Annotated in this window: 12 protein-coding genes and 3 pseudogenes; 7 read left to right on the top strand and 8 right to left on the bottom strand. The window is 71.9% G+C overall.

Annotated elements, in window-relative coordinates; genetic code table 11:
* Positions 1 to 92 precede the first annotated feature (92 nt).
* The 3 genes from IH61_RS0131560 to IH61_RS0131550 all read right to left on the bottom strand — a co-directional run bounded on the left by IH61_RS0131560 (position 93) and on the right by IH61_RS0131550 (position 1,960).
* Positions 93 to 377 carry a hypothetical protein gene (locus IH61_RS0131560; protein ID WP_051838418.1) on the bottom strand — a complete coding sequence of 95 codons (285 nt, stop codon included), beginning with the start codon at positions 375 to 377 and terminating at the stop codon, positions 93 to 95.
* Positions 378 to 436: 59 nt separating this feature from the next.
* On the bottom strand, positions 437 to 1,243 hold the full coding sequence (locus IH61_RS0131555) for an APC family permease (RefSeq protein ID WP_051838417.1): 807 nt from the start codon (positions 1,241 to 1,243) through the stop codon (positions 437 to 439).
* A 126-nt stretch (positions 1,244 to 1,369) separates the two neighbouring features.
* A complete protein-coding gene (locus tag IH61_RS0131550; protein ID WP_037973622.1) occupies positions 1,370 to 1,960 on the bottom strand; it encodes a TetR/AcrR family transcriptional regulator in 591 nt (196 codons plus the stop codon).
* Positions 1,961 to 2,075: 115 nt separating this feature from the next.
* On the opposite strand from IH61_RS0131550, the gene IH61_RS0131545 reads away from it, so the two are divergent.
* Positions 2,076 to 2,474, top strand: coding sequence for a hypothetical protein (locus IH61_RS0131545; protein ID WP_031076116.1), 399 nt, complete (start codon positions 2,076 to 2,078; stop codon positions 2,472 to 2,474).
* Positions 2,475 to 2,521: 47 nt separating this feature from the next.
* Here the strand turns inward: IH61_RS0131545 and pflA are convergent, their stop codons facing one another.
* The 3 genes from pflA to adhE form a co-directional block, all read right to left on the bottom strand.
* Positions 2,522 to 3,265, bottom strand: coding sequence for a pyruvate formate-lyase-activating protein (pflA, locus tag IH61_RS0131540; RefSeq protein ID WP_037973621.1), 744 nt, complete (start codon positions 3,263 to 3,265; stop codon positions 2,522 to 2,524).
* Between the two features lie 63 nt (positions 3,266 to 3,328).
* Positions 3,329 to 5,596 carry a formate C-acetyltransferase gene (pflB, locus tag IH61_RS0131535; protein ID WP_031076111.1) on the bottom strand — a complete coding sequence of 756 codons (2,268 nt, stop codon included), beginning with the start codon at positions 5,594 to 5,596 and terminating at the stop codon, positions 3,329 to 3,331.
* A gap of 29 nt (positions 5,597 to 5,625) precedes the next feature.
* The gene (adhE, locus tag IH61_RS0131530; RefSeq protein ID WP_031076109.1) at positions 5,626 to 8,289 is read right to left on the bottom strand and encodes a bifunctional acetaldehyde-CoA/alcohol dehydrogenase; all 2,664 of its coding nucleotides are present in this window, start codon (positions 8,287 to 8,289) and stop codon (positions 5,626 to 5,628) included.
* 238 nt (positions 8,290 to 8,527) lie between these two features.
* On the opposite strand from adhE, the gene IH61_RS0131525 reads away from it, so the two are divergent.
* Entirely contained in the window at positions 8,528 to 9,028 is a 501-nt protein-coding gene (locus tag IH61_RS0131525) for a VOC family protein (RefSeq protein ID WP_031076107.1), read from the top strand.
* Positions 9,029 to 9,166: 138 nt separating this feature from the next.
* Here IH61_RS0131525 and IH61_RS0131520 read toward each other — a convergent pair whose 3' ends face one another.
* Entirely contained in the window at positions 9,167 to 10,021 is an 855-nt protein-coding gene (locus IH61_RS0131520; RefSeq protein WP_031076105.1) for a universal stress protein, read from the bottom strand.
* 75 nt (positions 10,022 to 10,096) lie between these two features.
* On the bottom strand, positions 10,097 to 12,481 hold the full coding sequence (locus IH61_RS0131515) for a phosphoketolase (protein ID WP_031076103.1): 2,385 nt from the start codon (positions 12,479 to 12,481) through the stop codon (positions 10,097 to 10,099).
* A gap of 286 nt (positions 12,482 to 12,767) precedes the next feature.
* Between IH61_RS0131515 and IH61_RS0131510 the strand changes: the two genes are divergently transcribed.
* From IH61_RS0131510 to IH61_RS49105, 5 genes and pseudogenes are all read left to right on the top strand, one after another.
* Positions 12,768 to 13,628, top strand: a complete 861-nt coding sequence (locus IH61_RS0131510; RefSeq protein ID WP_031076102.1) for a universal stress protein — start codon at positions 12,768 to 12,770, stop codon at positions 13,626 to 13,628.
* 28 nt (positions 13,629 to 13,656) lie between these two features.
* Positions 13,657 to 14,283, top strand: a complete 627-nt coding sequence (locus tag IH61_RS0131505) for a hypothetical protein (protein WP_031076100.1) — start codon at positions 13,657 to 13,659, stop codon at positions 14,281 to 14,283.
* A 37-nt stretch (positions 14,284 to 14,320) separates the two neighbouring features.
* Positions 14,321 to 14,515, top strand: a pseudogene (locus IH61_RS0131500) (response regulator); the annotation flags it as partial.
* Between the two features lie 826 nt (positions 14,516 to 15,341).
* Positions 15,342 to 15,647 (top strand): annotated as a pseudogene (locus IH61_RS49110) (cation:proton antiporter); the annotation flags it as partial.
* A 22-nt stretch (positions 15,648 to 15,669) separates the two neighbouring features.
* A pseudogene (locus IH61_RS49105) lies at positions 15,670 to 15,951 on the top strand (hypothetical protein); the annotation flags it as partial.

The raw sequence follows: 15,951 nt of genomic DNA, 5'->3' as shown, positions 1-15,951 counted from the left end.
CGATCTCTCCCTGTGGGCCGACGCGATGGCGAATCGCTGCACCTGACGTGCTCGACCCTGCTCGGCACATCATACGGCCACTTCCCCGCCAGTTACCCTCTACAGTCTGGAAAGGAAATGACGGTGGGGTCAGGGCGGGCGAGGGCTTCACGCAGTTGCTGATTCTCCAGGCTGAGCTGGTTGATGACGAGGGCGGGCAGGTCAGCGCAGAGCCGGTTGAGCTCGGTGTTCTTGTTGGCGATCATGGTCTTGAGCTTGACGATGGTGGCCCGCAACCGAGTCTCGACATCGGGGGTGGCCCCGCGTTGGCGGACGCGTACGAAGTTTTTCGCCTCGGAGATGACCTGGTAAGCCGCTTCCAGTTCATCGAGGACCACTGCGAGACCTACCCGGTCAGGCGGCTCTGCCAGGCCCTGGACATCGCCCGCTCCAGCTTCTACAAGTGGAGGGCCGGCCGCGAGGCCCGTGCCCGGCGCGAACGCGCCGACGCCCTCCTGGCCGACAGGATGGACGCGCCCGCCTCCTCCGCTGCCTGACCCCGCCCTCCCGTCGCGGTTGACTCGAAGCCGATCCACGACCAGAAGCAGAAGAACAGTCCGACACCCGCGTTGACCCCGGCGAACGCCCCGACGGGGTTCAAGGAGCCGATGTGCAAGCCGCTGTCGCCGCCGCCGTGCGCCAGCACCGCGCCGCCCAGCAACAACAGCATCAGAACCTCGCCGACCAGGAAGACCCCGAGGACCTTGGCGGCCACGTTCAGGTCGAAGTACGACAGGATCGCCGTGACCGCCAGCATCACCAGCGCGAAGACCGGCCATGGCCAGTGCACACCGAACTCCGACTGGACGCTCTGCTGGGCGAAGTACGCGAAGATCCCCACGATGGAGGACTCGAACACCACGTACGCGAGGACCGCGAGCAGTCCGGAAGCCATGCCGGCCACCCGGCCCAGGCCGTGGGAGACGAAGCCGTAGAAGGCTCCTGCCGTGGTGATGTGCCGGGCCATCGCCACGTACCCGACGGTGAAGACGGCCAGGACCAGGCTGACGAACACGAAGCCCGCCGGCGCGTGAAGGCCGCTGCCGCTGCCGATGATCACTGGCAGGTTGCCGGTCATCGCGGTGATCGGCGCGGCGGTGGCCAGGGCCATGAACACGACCCCGACCAGGCCGACCGACCCGGCCTTCAACGACTGTACGGCGGGTGGAACGTGGACGGTGGTGGACTGCTCGGCAGCTGGCATCGGCGACTCCCTCGGCGTCAACACTGATCGGCTCCGCCCACGCGGAGTCGGCCCAGTGTGGAGCGCGCCGCCTCGGGCCAGGCAGGGGCATCATGTAGCAAAGCCTGTTACAGCATTGACGTCATGTCAGTCGCCGTCGGCCAGCACGCAACGGCAGGTGACGGTGACCAGGTCGTCGACGATGGGCGGCGGCGCCTCACCGGCGAGAAGGTGGCGGCGTCCGGCCGCGTAGGGCGCGTCCAGCACCGCATAGGTCACCCGCTGGACGTACTCCGGATCTACGCTTCCGTACCGGCGCGACGCGAGGTCGCGCAGTGTGTCGAAGAGGGCCGCGTTGACCGTGGCGGCCTCGTCGCCGAGTTCGGCCGGCCAGCGGTCCGTCAGGTCCTCGCGGCGGTAGAGCAGCAGTGCGCGCGCCTCGTCTAGATGCTCACGCGCCCATGCGTTCACGTGCAGCGCGGCACTCAGGGCCGCCTCGTCCGGATCGTCGTTCGCCAGGGCTTCCAGAAGCCCTACCTGGAACCGTCGCGTTGTCCGGAGCCACAGCTTCGCCAGGAGCAGGTCGCGGGAATCGAACCGGTGGTAGACCGAGCCCACCGGCGCGCCGAGGGTCTCGGCGACGGCCGCGACCGTCGCCGCGCCGGGCCCTCCGACGGCGACCAGTTGCAGTGCGGCGTCGAGGAACTGGTCTTCGGTGAACTTCGGTGCGCGACCCATGCGGTTCATAGTAAGCAATCTGTTCTAGAATTCAGATTCTAGAATGTATCCTCGCATTGCTTGACCGCCACGGCCGGCAGGCCCGGGCGGACTTCCACCACGCCAGGAGACCCTTATGCCCGATACCGGCACCGCCCCCTCTCGCCGGTGGCCCCTGTGGACGGCCGCCGCGCTCGCCGCAGCGATCACCGCACTCCACCTGTTCGCCGGCACCCCGGAGTTCGTCGGCCCCCTGCTCCGCGCAGACCTCGACGCCAAGGTCGTGCAACTCTTCCGCGTGCTCTGGCATCTGTGCACGCTGCTCCTGCTCTCGCTCCCCCTGGCTCTGGCCTGGGCCGCGCGCGCCGAGCGCCGAATAGCGCGGCCGGTCCTGGCCTATGTCTGGTGCATCGCCGCCGCGTTCACCGGCGTGTTCCTCGTCATCGACCTGGACGCCTTCGGCGCGGCGGTCCTCACCCTGCCGCAGTGGACCTTGTTCATCCCGCTGCTCGTGCTGATCCCGCTGGCCGCCTGAAACTGCGGCTCGAGACCGGTGAGTTCGTCCCCGCCGCCCGGGGTCGGTCAGGCGGTGCGCAGGCCGTGGGCCTCGAATGCGGCGCGGGCGCAGGCCGTCTGGGCGGGGGTGGGCGGTGGGGTGTCGGCGAGGGTGGAGGTCAGGCCCAGGGCGCGCCACTTGGCGAGGCCGAGGCGGTGGAAGGGCAGGACGTCGACGCGGGTGACGTTGCCGAGGGAGGCGGTGAAGGCGGCGACGCCCTCGACGTTCTCGGTACGGTCGGTCAGGCCGGGGACGAGGACGAAGCGGACCCAGACCTCCTTGCCGAGGTCGGCCAGGCGGCGGGCGAAGTCCAGGGTCGGGGCGAGGCGCTGCCCGGTAAGGCGCCGGTAGAGGGCGCGGTCCCAGGACTTGATGTCGAGGAGGACGAGGTCGGTGTCGGCGAGCAGGGCGTCGGTGGCGCGGGCACCGAGGAAGCCCGAGGTGTCCAGCGCGGTGTGCAGCCCGAGCTCGTGCTTGAAGCGGTGCAGCAGCTCACCGGTGAGGGCGGGCTGGAGCAGCGGCTCGCCGCCGCTGACGGTGGCGCCGCCGCCGGAGGCGCGGATGAACTCGACGTACTTGGCCGCCTCGGCGACGATCTCCTCCGCCTCGACGCGCCGCCCGTCCCGTCGGCGCCAGGTGTCGGGGTTGTGGCAGTACAGGCAGCGCAGCGGGCAGCCGGACAGGAAGGCGACGAAGCGGGTGCCCGGGCCGTCGACGCCGGTGGACAGGTCCCAGGAGTGGAGCCTTCCGGCGGGCGGTGGCGAGGTCATGGGGGTCTCCGGTGGAGGTGTGGTGCCGACAGCGGGTGCCGGCACCACACGGCGAGGGCGCCGCTACAGCGCGTCGTGGAAGGTGCGGCCGATCACGTCGAGCTGCTGTTCCCGGGTGAGGCGGACGAAGTTGACGGCGTAGCCGCTGACGCGGATGGTCAGCTGCGGGTACTTCTCGGGGTGCTCCATGGCATCGAGCAGGGTGTCGCGGTCGAGGACGTTGACGTTCATGTGGAAGCCGTGGCAGGCGGTGAACCCGTCCAGCACGCCGACCAGGTTGTGCACCCGGTCCTCGGGGGTGCGCCCGAGGGCGTCGGGCGTGACGGTGTTGGTGAGCGAGATGCCGTCCTCGGCGTGGTCGTAGGGGAGTTTGGCGACGGACAGGGCGCTGGCCACGTAGCCGTGGAGGTCGCGCCCGTTCATCGGGTTGGCGCCGGGCGAGAACGGTTCGCCCGCCCGGCGCCCGTCCGGGGTGTTGCCGGTCTTCCTGCCGTAGACGACGTTGGAGGTGATGGTGAGCACGGACTGGGTGTGCTCGGCTCCCCGGTAGGTGGGGTGCTTGCGCACCTTGGCCATGAAGTCCTCGACCAGCCGGACGGCGATCTCGTCCGCCCGGTCGTCGTTGTTGCCGTACGCGGGGTAGTCGCCCTCGACCAGGTAGTCGGTGACCAGCCCGGTCCCGTCCCGTACGGGCGTGACCTTCGCGTACCTGATCGCGGACAGGGAGTCGGCAGCGACGGCGAGCCCGGCGATGCCGCAGGCCATGGTGCGCCGGACGTCCCGGTCGTGCAGGGCCATCTCCAGGCGCTCGTAGGCGTACTTGTCGTGCATGTAGTGGATGACGTTCAGCGCGTGGACGTACGTCTCGGCGAGCCAGTCCATCTGCCGGTCGAGCCTGGCGAGCACCTCCCCGTAGTCGAGGACGCCTTCGCCGACCGGGGCGGTGACCGGGCCGACCTGCTCGCCGGTGCGCTCGTCGCGGCCGCCGTTGATCGCGTAGAGCAGGGTCTTGGCGAGGTTGACCCGGGCTCCGAAGAACTGCATCTGCTTGCCCACCTCCATGGCGGAGACGCAGCACGCGATGGCAGTGTCGTCGCCGAAGCGCGGGCGCATCAGCTCATCCGACTCGTACTGGATGCTGGAGGTGTCGATGGAGACGCGGGCGCAGAACTCCTTGAAGCCGTACGGGAGCTGCGGCGACCAGAAGACGGTCATGTTGGGCTCAGGGGCCGGGCCCAGGTTGTAGAGCGTCTGCAGGTAGCGGAAGGAGGTGCGGGTGACCAGGGTGCGGCCGTCGGCGCCCATGCCGCCGATCGACTCGGTGACCCAGGTCGGGTCCCCGGAGAACAGCTCGTCGTACTCGGGGGTGCGCAGGAAGCGGACGATCCGCAGCTTGATGACGAAGTCGTCGATCAGCTCCTGGGCCTGACCCTCCGTCAACTCGCCGTGCTCCAGGGCGCGCTGGAGGTAGACATCGAGGAAGGTGGAGGTGCGGCCGAGCGACATCGCCGCGCCGTTCTGCTCCTTGACCGCCGCGAGGTAGGCGAAGTACAGCCACTGGACGGCCTCGCGGGCGCTCGCGGCCGGCCCCGAGACGTCGTACCCGTAGGCGGCGGCCATCTCCTTGAGCTCGCCCAGCGCCCGGATCTGCTCAGCGAGTTCCTCGCGCTCCCGGATGGTCTCCTCCAGCCGGGCGGGGTCGGCGGGCGGCGGGTCGAGCTCGGCCTTCTCGGCGCGCTTGGCCTCGATCAGCCGGTCGACGCCGTACAGGGCGACGCGGCGGTAGTCGCCGATGATCCGGCCCCGGCCGTACGCGTCCGGCAGGCCCGTGACGACGCCGGCCTTGCGGGCGGCGAGGATCTCGGGGGTGTAGGCGTCGAACACGCCGTCGTTGTGGGTCCTGCGGTACCGGGTGAAGACCTTCTCCAGTGCCGGGTCGACGGGGTAGCCGTAGGTGCGCAGCGCGCCGGCGACCATCCGCCAGCCGCCGTACGGCATGATCGCGCGCCGGAGCGGGGCGTCGGTCTGCAGGCCGACGATCAGTTCCCGTTCCCGGTCGATGTATCCGGGCGCGAACGCGGTGATCCCGGCCGGGACGTCGTACGCGACGTCGTAGACGCCCTTGGCGCGCTCCTCGGGGAAGCGGTCGGTGATCTGCCGCCACACGGCGAGGGTGCGCTCGGTCGGCCCGGCGAGGAAGGCCGCGTCGCCCTCGTAGGGGGTGTAGTTGTGCTGGATGAAGTCGCGGACGTCGATCGTGTCGCGCCACAGGCCGCCGTGGAAGCCGTCCCAGGCGCCGACGGTGCGCTCGTGGTGCTGCGAGGTGGTCATCGGAAAGGTCCTCTCTCCTGTCCGGAGGCTCACGCCTGGTCGCCGTAGTACGCCCGGCGCATCAGCTGCTGCAGGTCGGCGAGCAGCGGCATCCGGGGGTTGGCGGGGGCGCACTGGTCCTCGTAGGCGTTCATGGCCTGCTGCGGCAGGGCCGCCAGGAAGGCCGTCTCGTCGACCCCGGCGTCCTTGAAGGAGCGCGGGATGCCGACCCTGTCGCGCAGTTCCTCGACCGCCGCTGCGAGGGACTCGACTCCCTGCTCGGGGGTGGCGGCGGGCAGGCCCAGCATCCGCGCGATCGCCTGGTAGCGCTCGGGGGCGAGGTAGCTGCCGTACTTGGGCCAGCCGGTGACCTTGGCCGGGGCGGAGCCGTTCCAGCGGATGACGTGCGGCAGCAGCAGGGCGTTGGTGCGGCCGTGGGCGACGTGGAACGTCCCGCCGAGGGTGTGGGCCATGGCGTGCACGGCGCCGAGGAAGGCGGAGCCGAAGGCCATGCCGGCGATGGTGCCCGCGTTGTGCATCTTCTCGCGGGCGAGTGGGTTGTCCGCGCCGTGGGCGACGGCCTCCTCGAGGTTGTCGAAGATCAGCCGGATGCCCTGGAGGGCGAGGCCGTCGGTGAAGTCGTTGGCGTAGACGGAGGCGTAGGTCTCGATGCAGTGGGTGAGGGCGTCGAAGCCGGTGTCGGCGGTGACGTGCGGCGGCAGGCCCGTGGTCAGCGCGGGGTCGACGATGGCCACGCTCGGGGTGAGGGCGTAGTCCGCGAGGGGGTACTTCTGGCCGGTGGCGGTGTCGGTGATGACGGCGAAGGGGGTGACCTCGCTGCCGGTGCCCGAGGTGGTCGGGATGCACACCAGCTTGGCCTTCTCCCCCAGGTCGGGGAAGGTGAACGCGCGCTTGCGGATGTCGAAGAACTTCTCCTTCAGGTCCCCGAACTCCACTTCCGGATGCTCGTACATCAGCCACATCACCTTGGCCGCGTCCATCGGCGAGCCCCCGCCGAGGGCGACGATGGTGTCCGGCTCGAAGCCGCGCATCAGCTCGGCGCCCTTGAGCACGGTGTCGATGCTCGGGTTCGGCTCGACGAAGTCGACGACCCGGACCTCGACAGGCTCGCGGCGCCGGCCCAGGACGTCGCGCACCCGCTCCAGGTGGCCGATCTCCACCATCGTCCGGTCGGTCACCACGACGACGCGGCGGGCGTTCGGCATGCTGGCCAGGTACTTGATCGAGTGGCGCTCGAAGTAGATCTTCGGCGGGACCTTAAACCACTGCATGTTGGTGTTGCGCCGCCCGATCCGCTTGATGTTGAGGAGGTTCAGCGCCGAGACGTTGCCGGCCACCGAGTTGTGCCCGTAGCTGCCGCAGCCGAGGGTCAGCGAGGGGGTGAAGGCGTTGTAGACGTCGCCGATGCCGCCCTGGGAGCTGGGCGCGTTCCAGATGATCCGGCACGCCTTGACCGCGTGCCCGAACTCCTCGACGAAGGCTTCGTCCTCGGAGTGCACGGCCGCCGAGTGGCCGAGGCCGTTGAACTCGACCATGGCGCAGGCCAGTTCGACGCCCTCGCGGCGCGAACGGGAGGTGAGGACGGCGAGCACCGGGCAGAGCTTCTCCCGGGTCAGCGGCTCCTGCGGGCCGACCCCGTCGCAGTCGACCAGGATCACCGAGGTGTCGGCGGGCACCGTGAACCCGGCCGCCTCGGCGATCTGCGCGGCCGTGCGGCCCACCACCTCGGCGTTGAGCCGCTCCCCGGCGCAGGAGGAACCGTCACCGGCACCGAACAGGTGGCGCTCCAGCAGCGCCTTCTCCCCCGCGTCCGCGTGGTGGGCCTTCAGCGTGCGGAACTCGGCGAGCGCGGCATCGCGGATCTCCGCGTCCAGGATGACGGCCTGCTCGGAGGCGCAGATCATGCCGTTGTCGAAGGACTTCGACAGCACGATGTCGTTCGCCGCCCGCCGCAGGTCCGCGCTGCGCTCCACGTACGCCGGGACGTTGCCCGCGCCGACGCCCAGGGCGGGCTTTCCGCAGGAGTACGCGGCCCGCACCATCGCGTTGCCGCCGGTGGCGAGGATCGTGGCCACGTCCGGGTGGTGCATCAGCGCGCTGGTGGCCGCCGTCGACGGCTCCTCGATCCACTGGATGCAGTGCGCGGGCGCCCCGGCCTCCACCGCCGCGTCCCGCACGGTCCGGGCCGCCTCCGCCGAGCAGCGCTGCGCCGAGGGGTGGAAGGAGAACACGATCGGATTGCGGGTCTTGAGGGCGAGCAGGCACTTGAAGATCGTGGTCGAGGTCGGGTTGGTGACCGGGGTGATGCCGGCGACCACCCCGACCGGCTCGGCGATCTCCACGATGCCGTCGATCTCGTCCCGGTGGACCACCCCGACGGTCTTCGTCCGGGCCATCACATGGGTGACGTTCTCGCAGGCGAAGACGTTCTTCACCGCCTTGTCCTCGAACAGCCCCCGCCCGGTCTCCTCCACCGCCAGCACGGCCAGCCCGGTGTGCCGCTCCAGCGCGGCCAGCGACGCCTTCTTGACGATGTGGTCGACCTGTTCCTGGGTGTAGTCCGCGTAAACGTCGAGCGCGGTGAGCGCGTCGGCGACCAGCGCGCCGACGACGCTGTCGGGGCTCGGTGCCGCATCCGGGCGGGGGGCCGGGACGGAGGAGACGGTCTCCTCGGTCTGCGGGCGACGAGACATGGTGGGTGCCACCTTTCGGTTCGTCATCGGGGGCCGCGCGTACGGTTCGTCCCGCCCGCGCTGCCGCTTCCAGCGTGCCGGGGCGGCCCGAACCGGGGCGCGTGTCCAATGGGCCACTCCCGCAGGCCGAAGGTCCCGTGTGCGGGCGGGCACCCACTCGCCCTATTATTCAAATTCGAACTACCGGGTTACTGTCGAAGCGATTCGGTTCAAGTTTGAACTTTGCAAGGAGAGACCCATGCCGGTACGTCGCCTCAACCACGCGGTGCTCTACATCCGCGACGTCGCGACCTCGGTCGCGTTCTACACCGAGGTGCTGGGCTTCAAGGTCGACGTCGAGTTCCCCGGGCGGGCCGCCTTCCTCAGCGCCGAGGAGACGCTCAACGACCACGACCTCGGCCTGTTCGCGATCGGCGCCGACGCACCCGGCCCGCAGCCGGGCCGGGTCGGCCTGTACCACCTGGCATGGGAGGTCGGCACGCTCGGCGAGCTGGCCGAGATCGGCCGCGCCCTCAGCGAGCGCGGGGCCCTCGTCGGCGCCACCGACCACCACCACTCCCTGTCCTTCTACGCCAAGGACCCGGACGGCAACGAGTTCGAGGTGATGTGGCGCGTGCCGCGGGAGGGCTGGTCGGCGCCCGGCGAGACGCCGAAGATGGGCCCCCTGGACCTGGAGGCCGCCATCGCCCGCTGGGGCGCGGACCTGGCCACCGGCGCCGCCGCGGGCTCCGCCACCTGAGACTCACCGGGACAGTGCGGTCCAGGTGCCGGATCAACCGGGGTCGGCCGCCGCCCGGACCCCTACGGGCTCCGCGCGAAACGAGGACTGCCGTGGCACCGGCCGGTGCCACGGCAGTCCGTGCGGTGCGGAGCCCGCTCAGGCGTGCGGCACCACCGCCACCGGGCTGTGCGCGTGGTGCAGGACCGCGTGGGCCACGCCACCCAGCCAGGGTGCGGCCGCGTGCAGCCCGGATGTCCGGCGGCCCACCACCGTCAGCGCGGCGCCTCGCGACGCCTCGACGAGCGCCCGCCCGGCCGGCCAAGCCGTCACCTCGGCCTCGACCCGGAGCGCGGGGTACTTCTCGCACCAGGGGGCGATCGCGTCCTGGAGCCGCGTCAGCTCGGCCGCCGCCAGGGCCTCCCTGATCTCGGGCTGGTCCACCGGCGCCTCCGTCAGGTACGGCCCCGCCGGGCGCGTGCGGCTCTCCAGGACCCGCACGGCCGCCCCGCGCTCGGATGCCTGTTCGAAGGCGAAGGAGAGGACGTCGCCGTAGGACCGGGCGCTGTCCAGCCCGACCACCACGTCACCCTCGACCCCCGTCCCATCCCCGGCCCGCACCAGGACCACGGGGCAGTGGGCGCGCGCCGCCGTGCGCAGCGCGATCGAGCCGACCAGCAGTCCCGCGAATCCGCCTGACCCGCGCGAGCCGACGACCACCAGGCCCTCCCGCCCGCCGGCGGCGGCCAGCACGGCCGCCGGGTTGCCGGGCGCGTGCCCGCAGCTGATCTCCAGGCCCGGCAGTGCGCTCGCGAGGTGGTCCCAGACGGCGAGCACCGGCTCGGGGACCTGCTCGACGGCGTCGCCGGGCTCCGTGGGGTCGAAGGGCACCGCCGCCCCGGCGTGGATCATCCGCAGGGGCCGCCCGCTGCGGTGGGCCTCCCCAGCGGCCCACTCGGCCGCGGCCCTGCTCGGTTCCGATCCGTCGACCCCGACGACTACGACGTGCGACATGACGTCTCTCCCCTCTCTCGTTGATCTCGTTGTTCTCGTTGATCTCGCTGCTGTCGGTCGGTCCGTCCCGCCCCGTCAGCCCTGCCAGGTCCATTCGGTGACCTCGGGCAGGTCGGTGCCGTGCTCGCGTATCCAGTCCTGGTGACGCGTCCGCTGGTCGGCCATCGTCCGGCGCAGGGCGGCCGCCGGACCGGCCAGGCCGGGGACGCGGTCGATGACGTCCATGACCAGGCGGTAGCGGTCCAGGTCGTTGCGGACGACCATGTCGAACGGTGTGGTCGTGGTGCCGGACTCCTTGTAGCCGCGCACGTGCAGGTGCGGGTGGACGGCCCGGCGGTACGCGAGGCGGTGGATCAGCCACGGGTAGCCGTGGTAGGCGAAGATCACCGGCCGGTCGCGGGTGAACAGGGCATCGAACTCGGCGTCGGGCATGCCGTGCGGGTGCTCCTCGGCGGGCATCAGCCGAGCCAGGTCGACCACGTTCACCACCCGGACCCACAGGTCGGGCAGGTGGCGGCGCAGCAGGCCCGCGGCGGCCAGGACCTCCTGGGTGGGTACGTCCCCGGCGCAGGCGAGGACGACGTCGGGCTCGCCCGCGCCCTCCCCGGTGCCCGCCCACTCCCAGACGCCGGCCCCGCGGGCGCAGTGGTCGCGCGCCTCGTCCAGCGTGAGCCAGTCGAAGCAGGGCTGCTTTCCGGCGACCACGACGTTGACGTAGTCGCGGCTGCGCAGCACGTGGTCGGCGGTGGCGAGCAGGGTGTTGGCGTCCGGCGGGAGGTAGACGCGTACGGCTTCGGGGCTCTTGTTGAGGACGTGGTCGACGAAGCCCGGGTCCTGGTGGGAGAAGCCGTTGTGGTCCTGGCGCCAGACGTGGGAGGTGAGCAGGTAGTTGAGCGAGGCGATCGGCTCGCGCCAGGGGATCTCGCGGGTGGTGCGCAGCCACTTGATGTGCTGGTTGACCATCGAGTCGACGATGTGGACGAACGCCTCGTAGCAGGAGAACAGTCCGTGCCGGCCGGTCAGCAGGTACCCCTCCAGCCAGCCCTGGCAGGTGTGTTCGGAGAGGATCTCCATCACCCGGCCGTCGTGGGCGAGGTGTTCGTCCACGGGCAGGGTGTCGGCCTGCCACGCCTTGCCCGTCGCCCGGTAGACGGCCTGGAGCCGGTTGGAGGCGGTCTCGTCCGGGCCGACCAGGCGGAAGTCGCGGCGTTCGGCGGTGGCGGCCATGAGGTCGGCGAGCAGCTCCCCCAGGACGCGGGTCGGCTCGTGCAGCGTCGTGCCGGGCTTGTCCACGGGGACGGCGTAGCGCTCCAGCGGCGGCATCGGCAGGTCGCGCAGCAGCAGGCCGCCGTTGGCGTGCGGGGTGGCTCCGAGCCGGCGGTGCCCCTCGGGAATGTGCGCGAGGACCTCGGCCACTGGGCAGCCGAGGCCGTCGAAGAGTTCCTCCGGCCGGTACGAGCGCAGCCATGCCTCCAACTGCCGCAGGTGCACCGGGTTTTCGCGGACCTGGTCGAGCGGCACCTGGTGGGCGCGCCAAGTGCCCTCGACCGGCAGGCCGTCCACCTCGGACGGGCCGGTCCAGCCCTTGGGCGTGCGCAGCACGATGAGCGGCCACCGGGGGCGGCGGGTTTCGCCGCCGGTGCGGGCCTCGTACTGGATCGCGGCGATCCGGTCGAGGGCGGTGTCCATGGCCCAGGCCATGGCCCGGTGGACCGTCAGCGGGTCCTCGCCGCCGACGTACAGCGGCTCGTGGCCGTAGCCGCGCAGCAGGGCGTCGAGTTCGGCCTCGGGCAGCCGGGCGAGCACGGTCGGGTTGGCGATCTTGTAGCCGTTGAGGTGGAGGATCGGCAGCACCGCGCCGTCGTGGACGGGGTCGAGGAACTTGTTGCCGTGCCAGGAGGCAGCCAGCGGGCCGGTCTCGGCCTCGCCGTCGCCGATCACACAGGCGACCAGCAGGCCGGGGTTGTCGAAGGCGGCTCCGTAGGCGTGCGAGAGCGCGTAGCCGAGTTCGCCGCCCTCGTGGATGGAGCCCGGCGTCTCGGGGGCGACGTGGCTGGGCACGCCGCCGGGGAAGGAGAACTGGCGGAACAACCGGGCCATGCCCGCCTCGTCGCGGGTGACGTCGGGGTAGGTGTCGGTGTAGCTGCCGTCGAGCCAGGAGTTCGCGAGGACGGCGGGCCCGCCGTGGCCGGGGCCCCAGATGCAGACCGCCTCCTGGCCGCGGGCCCTGATCACCCGGCTGAGATGGGTGTGCACCAGGTTGAGGCCGGGTGAGGTGCCCCAGTGTCCCAGCAGGCGGGGTTTGATGTGCTCGGGCCGCAGCGGCTCGCGCAGCAGCGGGTTCGCCATCAGGTAGATCTGGCCCACCGCCAGGTAGTTGGCGGCCCGCCAGTGGGCGTCGAGCGCCTGGATCTCCTCGTTGGACGGTCCGCTGCGGGCCGGACCGGGGGTGACGGACATGGCTGTGCTCTCCTCTTGGGGGCGACGGAGGTGCTCATCGGAGTGCCCGGCCGTCGGGGGTCCGCTTCCGGGGTCTTCAGGCTGCCGTGCGCCGGCCTGCCGGGCCGAGGGGCCGAAGGTCCCGCCGACCACGCCTTGGGTCCCGGCGCCACGGGCCCGGCCGGGGACCGGTGGCCCCTCGCCTTGGGTCCCGTCGGTCCCTGGGCTCGAACGGGAGGGCGGCCGCACAGTGGTGCTCAGTCGGTGGAGGGTCTTCCCCTCCGCCCCCGATCTCCCGGGAGTTCCCGTGACGACACGCCATGTCCTGGTCGGCCTCGACGGCTCGCCGCAGAGCGAGGCCGCCGCCCTCTGGGCGGCCGACTGGGCCCACCGGCTCGCAGCTCCGCTGCGGCTGCTCCACGTCTGGCCCTGGTTGAGCACCCACAACATGGACCGCTCCCGGCCGGGCGACCCCAGGCCCAGCGCGCTCGACGCCCTCACCGGCGTCGCCGAACGCATCCGCCACGCCCGTCCGGGCCTGGTGGTGGAAACCGCCCTCCGGGCGGACGACCCGGTGGACGGGCTGGTCGCCGAGGCCCGGGGGCAGGAGATGCTCGTCCTCGGCACCCGGGGGCTCGGCGGCTTCGCCGGACTGCTCGTCGGCTCGGTCTCCCTCGCCGTCGCGGCCCGGGCCCCGATCCCGACGGTCCTGGTTCGCGAGGGCACGCCCGCCTCCGGCACCGGCGAGGTCGTGGTCGGGCTCGACGCCCGCGAACCGGCCGACGCCGTCCTGGAGTTCGCCTTCACCGCGGCCGGGCTCCGCGGCACCGCGCTGCACGCCGTGCACGGCTGGGACCCGTCCGCCGCCTGGGCCTACGGCGGCCTGATGCCACCGCTGGTCGACCTCCCGGTGCAGCAGGACACCGAGACCGCCGTACTGACGCAGCACCTGAGCGCGCGCCGCGCGAAGCACCCCGAGGTGGAGGTCGTCGTGGACGCCCGGCTCGGCGGGCCCGCGAGCGCCGTCCTGGAGGCCGCCACCGGCGCCGGGCTCGTCGTCCTCGGCCGCCGCGAGCAGCGGCACCCCCTCGGGATGCGGCTCGGTCCCGTCGCCCACGCCGTGCTCCACCACTGCCCCGTCCCGGTGGCCGTCGTCCCCCACGCGTGACACCGACCGTCCACGAAGGAGAACCGAGATGAGCGCCGGTCCACGCCCGCGCCTCCGCCGCCACCTGCGGCAGGCATTCGGGCAGGACGCCAACCCGCTGGTCCGCCTGCTCGACCGCTCCCGCAGCCGCTCCCTGCTGCTGGCCCTGCTCGGCGCCGCGCTGGCGGTGCTCGCCAGCGCCGGCGCGACGGGGGCCAGCTACACCGAAGCCCGGCACGACGCCTCCGTGACGGCCGCCCGCCTGCACCCGGTCCGGGCCGTCACGCTCACCCCGGCCCGGCACCCGACCGCAGGCGAGCGGGGCAGGGACCTGATGCACTCCCGGGCGGACGCCACCTGGGCTGCCCCGGACGGCCGGACCGTCACCGGCACCGTCACGGTGCCGCCCGGCACCGCTGCCGGTACGGCCGTCGGCATCCTGGCCGACGACTCCGGCCGGTTCGCCGAGGCCCCGCCGGGAGCGACCGCGTCCGCCGTCGACGCCGCGTTCCTGGGGGTGTCCACCCTCATCGGCCTCCTCGCCCTCGTCGCTGCCGGTCTCCACCTCCGCCTCAACACCCTGAACCGCTGGGCCACGCGCGCCTGGGAGCACTCCTGGACCCTGCTGGAACCGGTCTGGAGCGGTCGCGCCCCGCGCGACCACCGCGCCAGGTGACCGGGCCGCCTTCCCCGTGCTTCCCCTCGTACCCCGGGACGCCGCCGTCCTGGACATGCGGCTGCCCGACGGCGACGGCGTGACCGTCTGCCGCGAACTGCGCTCCCGGATGCCGGAGTTGGCCTGCCTGATCCTCACCTCGCTCGACGACGAGGACGCCCTGCTCGACTCGATCATGGCCGGTGCCGCCGGCTACGTCCTCAAGCAGATCAGCGGCACCGACCTCGTCTCCTTCTTCGCCCACCCCGGCAACACGCCCAGGGGCGAGACCGTCAGCGCGGGGGTACCGGAGAAGTGGGGACCGTGCCGGAGAGGATGAGCACAGCAGCGACGACGAAGAAGGTCCCCACAACGAAACCCATGAGCGGGGACACCCAACCGACCCATCCGCCGGCCTCCCGGGCTTCCTTCGGACGCCCGGGCGGGTAGCAGACCATCACCTGAACGCCTGGCGTCCCGGACCAGGACAGGTACATCGACACCAGGTACGCCCCGCCCTCCGGCGCCTGGAACCGAACGGTTCCCTTCCAATAACCGTTCCCCTTCGCCGCGCGCTCGCGAAAGCACCGGACGAGTACGCCGACGACCCGCGTCCCCCGTTGAGCGCGGAGCTGCCGAACGGCTCCCAGGATGGAGAAGACCCACACGGCGGCGCCCATGACCAACATGACCCACAATCCGCTGTCGCCGTGCATGCCGTGACCACCGTCTTCCCCATCAGGAACGAAGCCGCCCAGGCTACGCGATACCCGAAAGCCGTCCACCGGACGGAACGAGGCGGTCGGCCCCCCGATGAAGGCCGTTGGGCCCTCCCCGGGACCTCAGCCCGGCGGGACGGTGAGGATCATCGATCCCCGCCGTACCGAAGGGGCGCAGCGCCATGGCCACGCAGTACGCCTTCGGCCTGCGTTACCTGCTCGGCGACCGAGTCCACCTCACGCTCGTTGCCGACCGGGAGGACTTCCTGTTCAGGCCCAACACCATCCATCTGCCGTTCGGCGCCGCCGAAGCCCCGCTCCACATCCCGCGCCCCAACCAGCTGCCGCCCCTGGCAGGCCATGGATCTGGCCACGACCGTGGCCACCTTCGCCCGGCGATGGCGGATACCCGCCCCCTCGCTGCTGGTCCTGGCGGGCATCGGCGTCGCGCTGATCCCCGGGGTACCCGCGCTGCACGTGCCGCCGCAGGCCATCGCCCTGGTGGTGCTGCCGCCGCTGCTCTACTCCTCCGCCGAGGAGCTGTCCCTGCGCGACCTGCGCGCGGTGTGGCGGCCGGTGACGATCCTCTCCTTCGGCCTGGTCTTCGCCTCCGCCGCGGCCGTGGGCTTCGCCGCCGTCGCTCTCGCCGGGCTGCCGCCCGCGATGGCCTTCGTGCTGGGGGCCGTCCTTGCCAGCACCGATCCGGTCGTCGTCACCGCGCTCGGCCGCCGCGCTGTCCATCCTGCTCCTCGCCGACGACGGCACCCCGCTCGCCGGACGCCCGCTCGTCCTGGTGCTCACCACCTCGGTCGTCGTGTTCACCCTCGTCGTCCAGGGCCTCACCCTCGCCGCCGTGGTCAACCGCTCCGGGCTCGCCCTCGAACCCGAGCACACCGCCCGCGAGGAGGACGACGCCCGCGACGCGCTCAACCGCGCCGCCCTCGACCACGTCGAGCACCTCTCCGAACTG

The sequence above is a fragment of the Streptomyces sp. NRRL WC-3742 genome, assembly GCF_000720635.1.
GTDB lineage: Bacteria > Actinomycetota > Actinomycetes > Streptomycetales > Streptomycetaceae > Kitasatospora.
The sequence above is the reverse complement of the archived record's forward strand: the minus strand, read 5'-3'. Positions and strand labels throughout refer to the sequence as shown.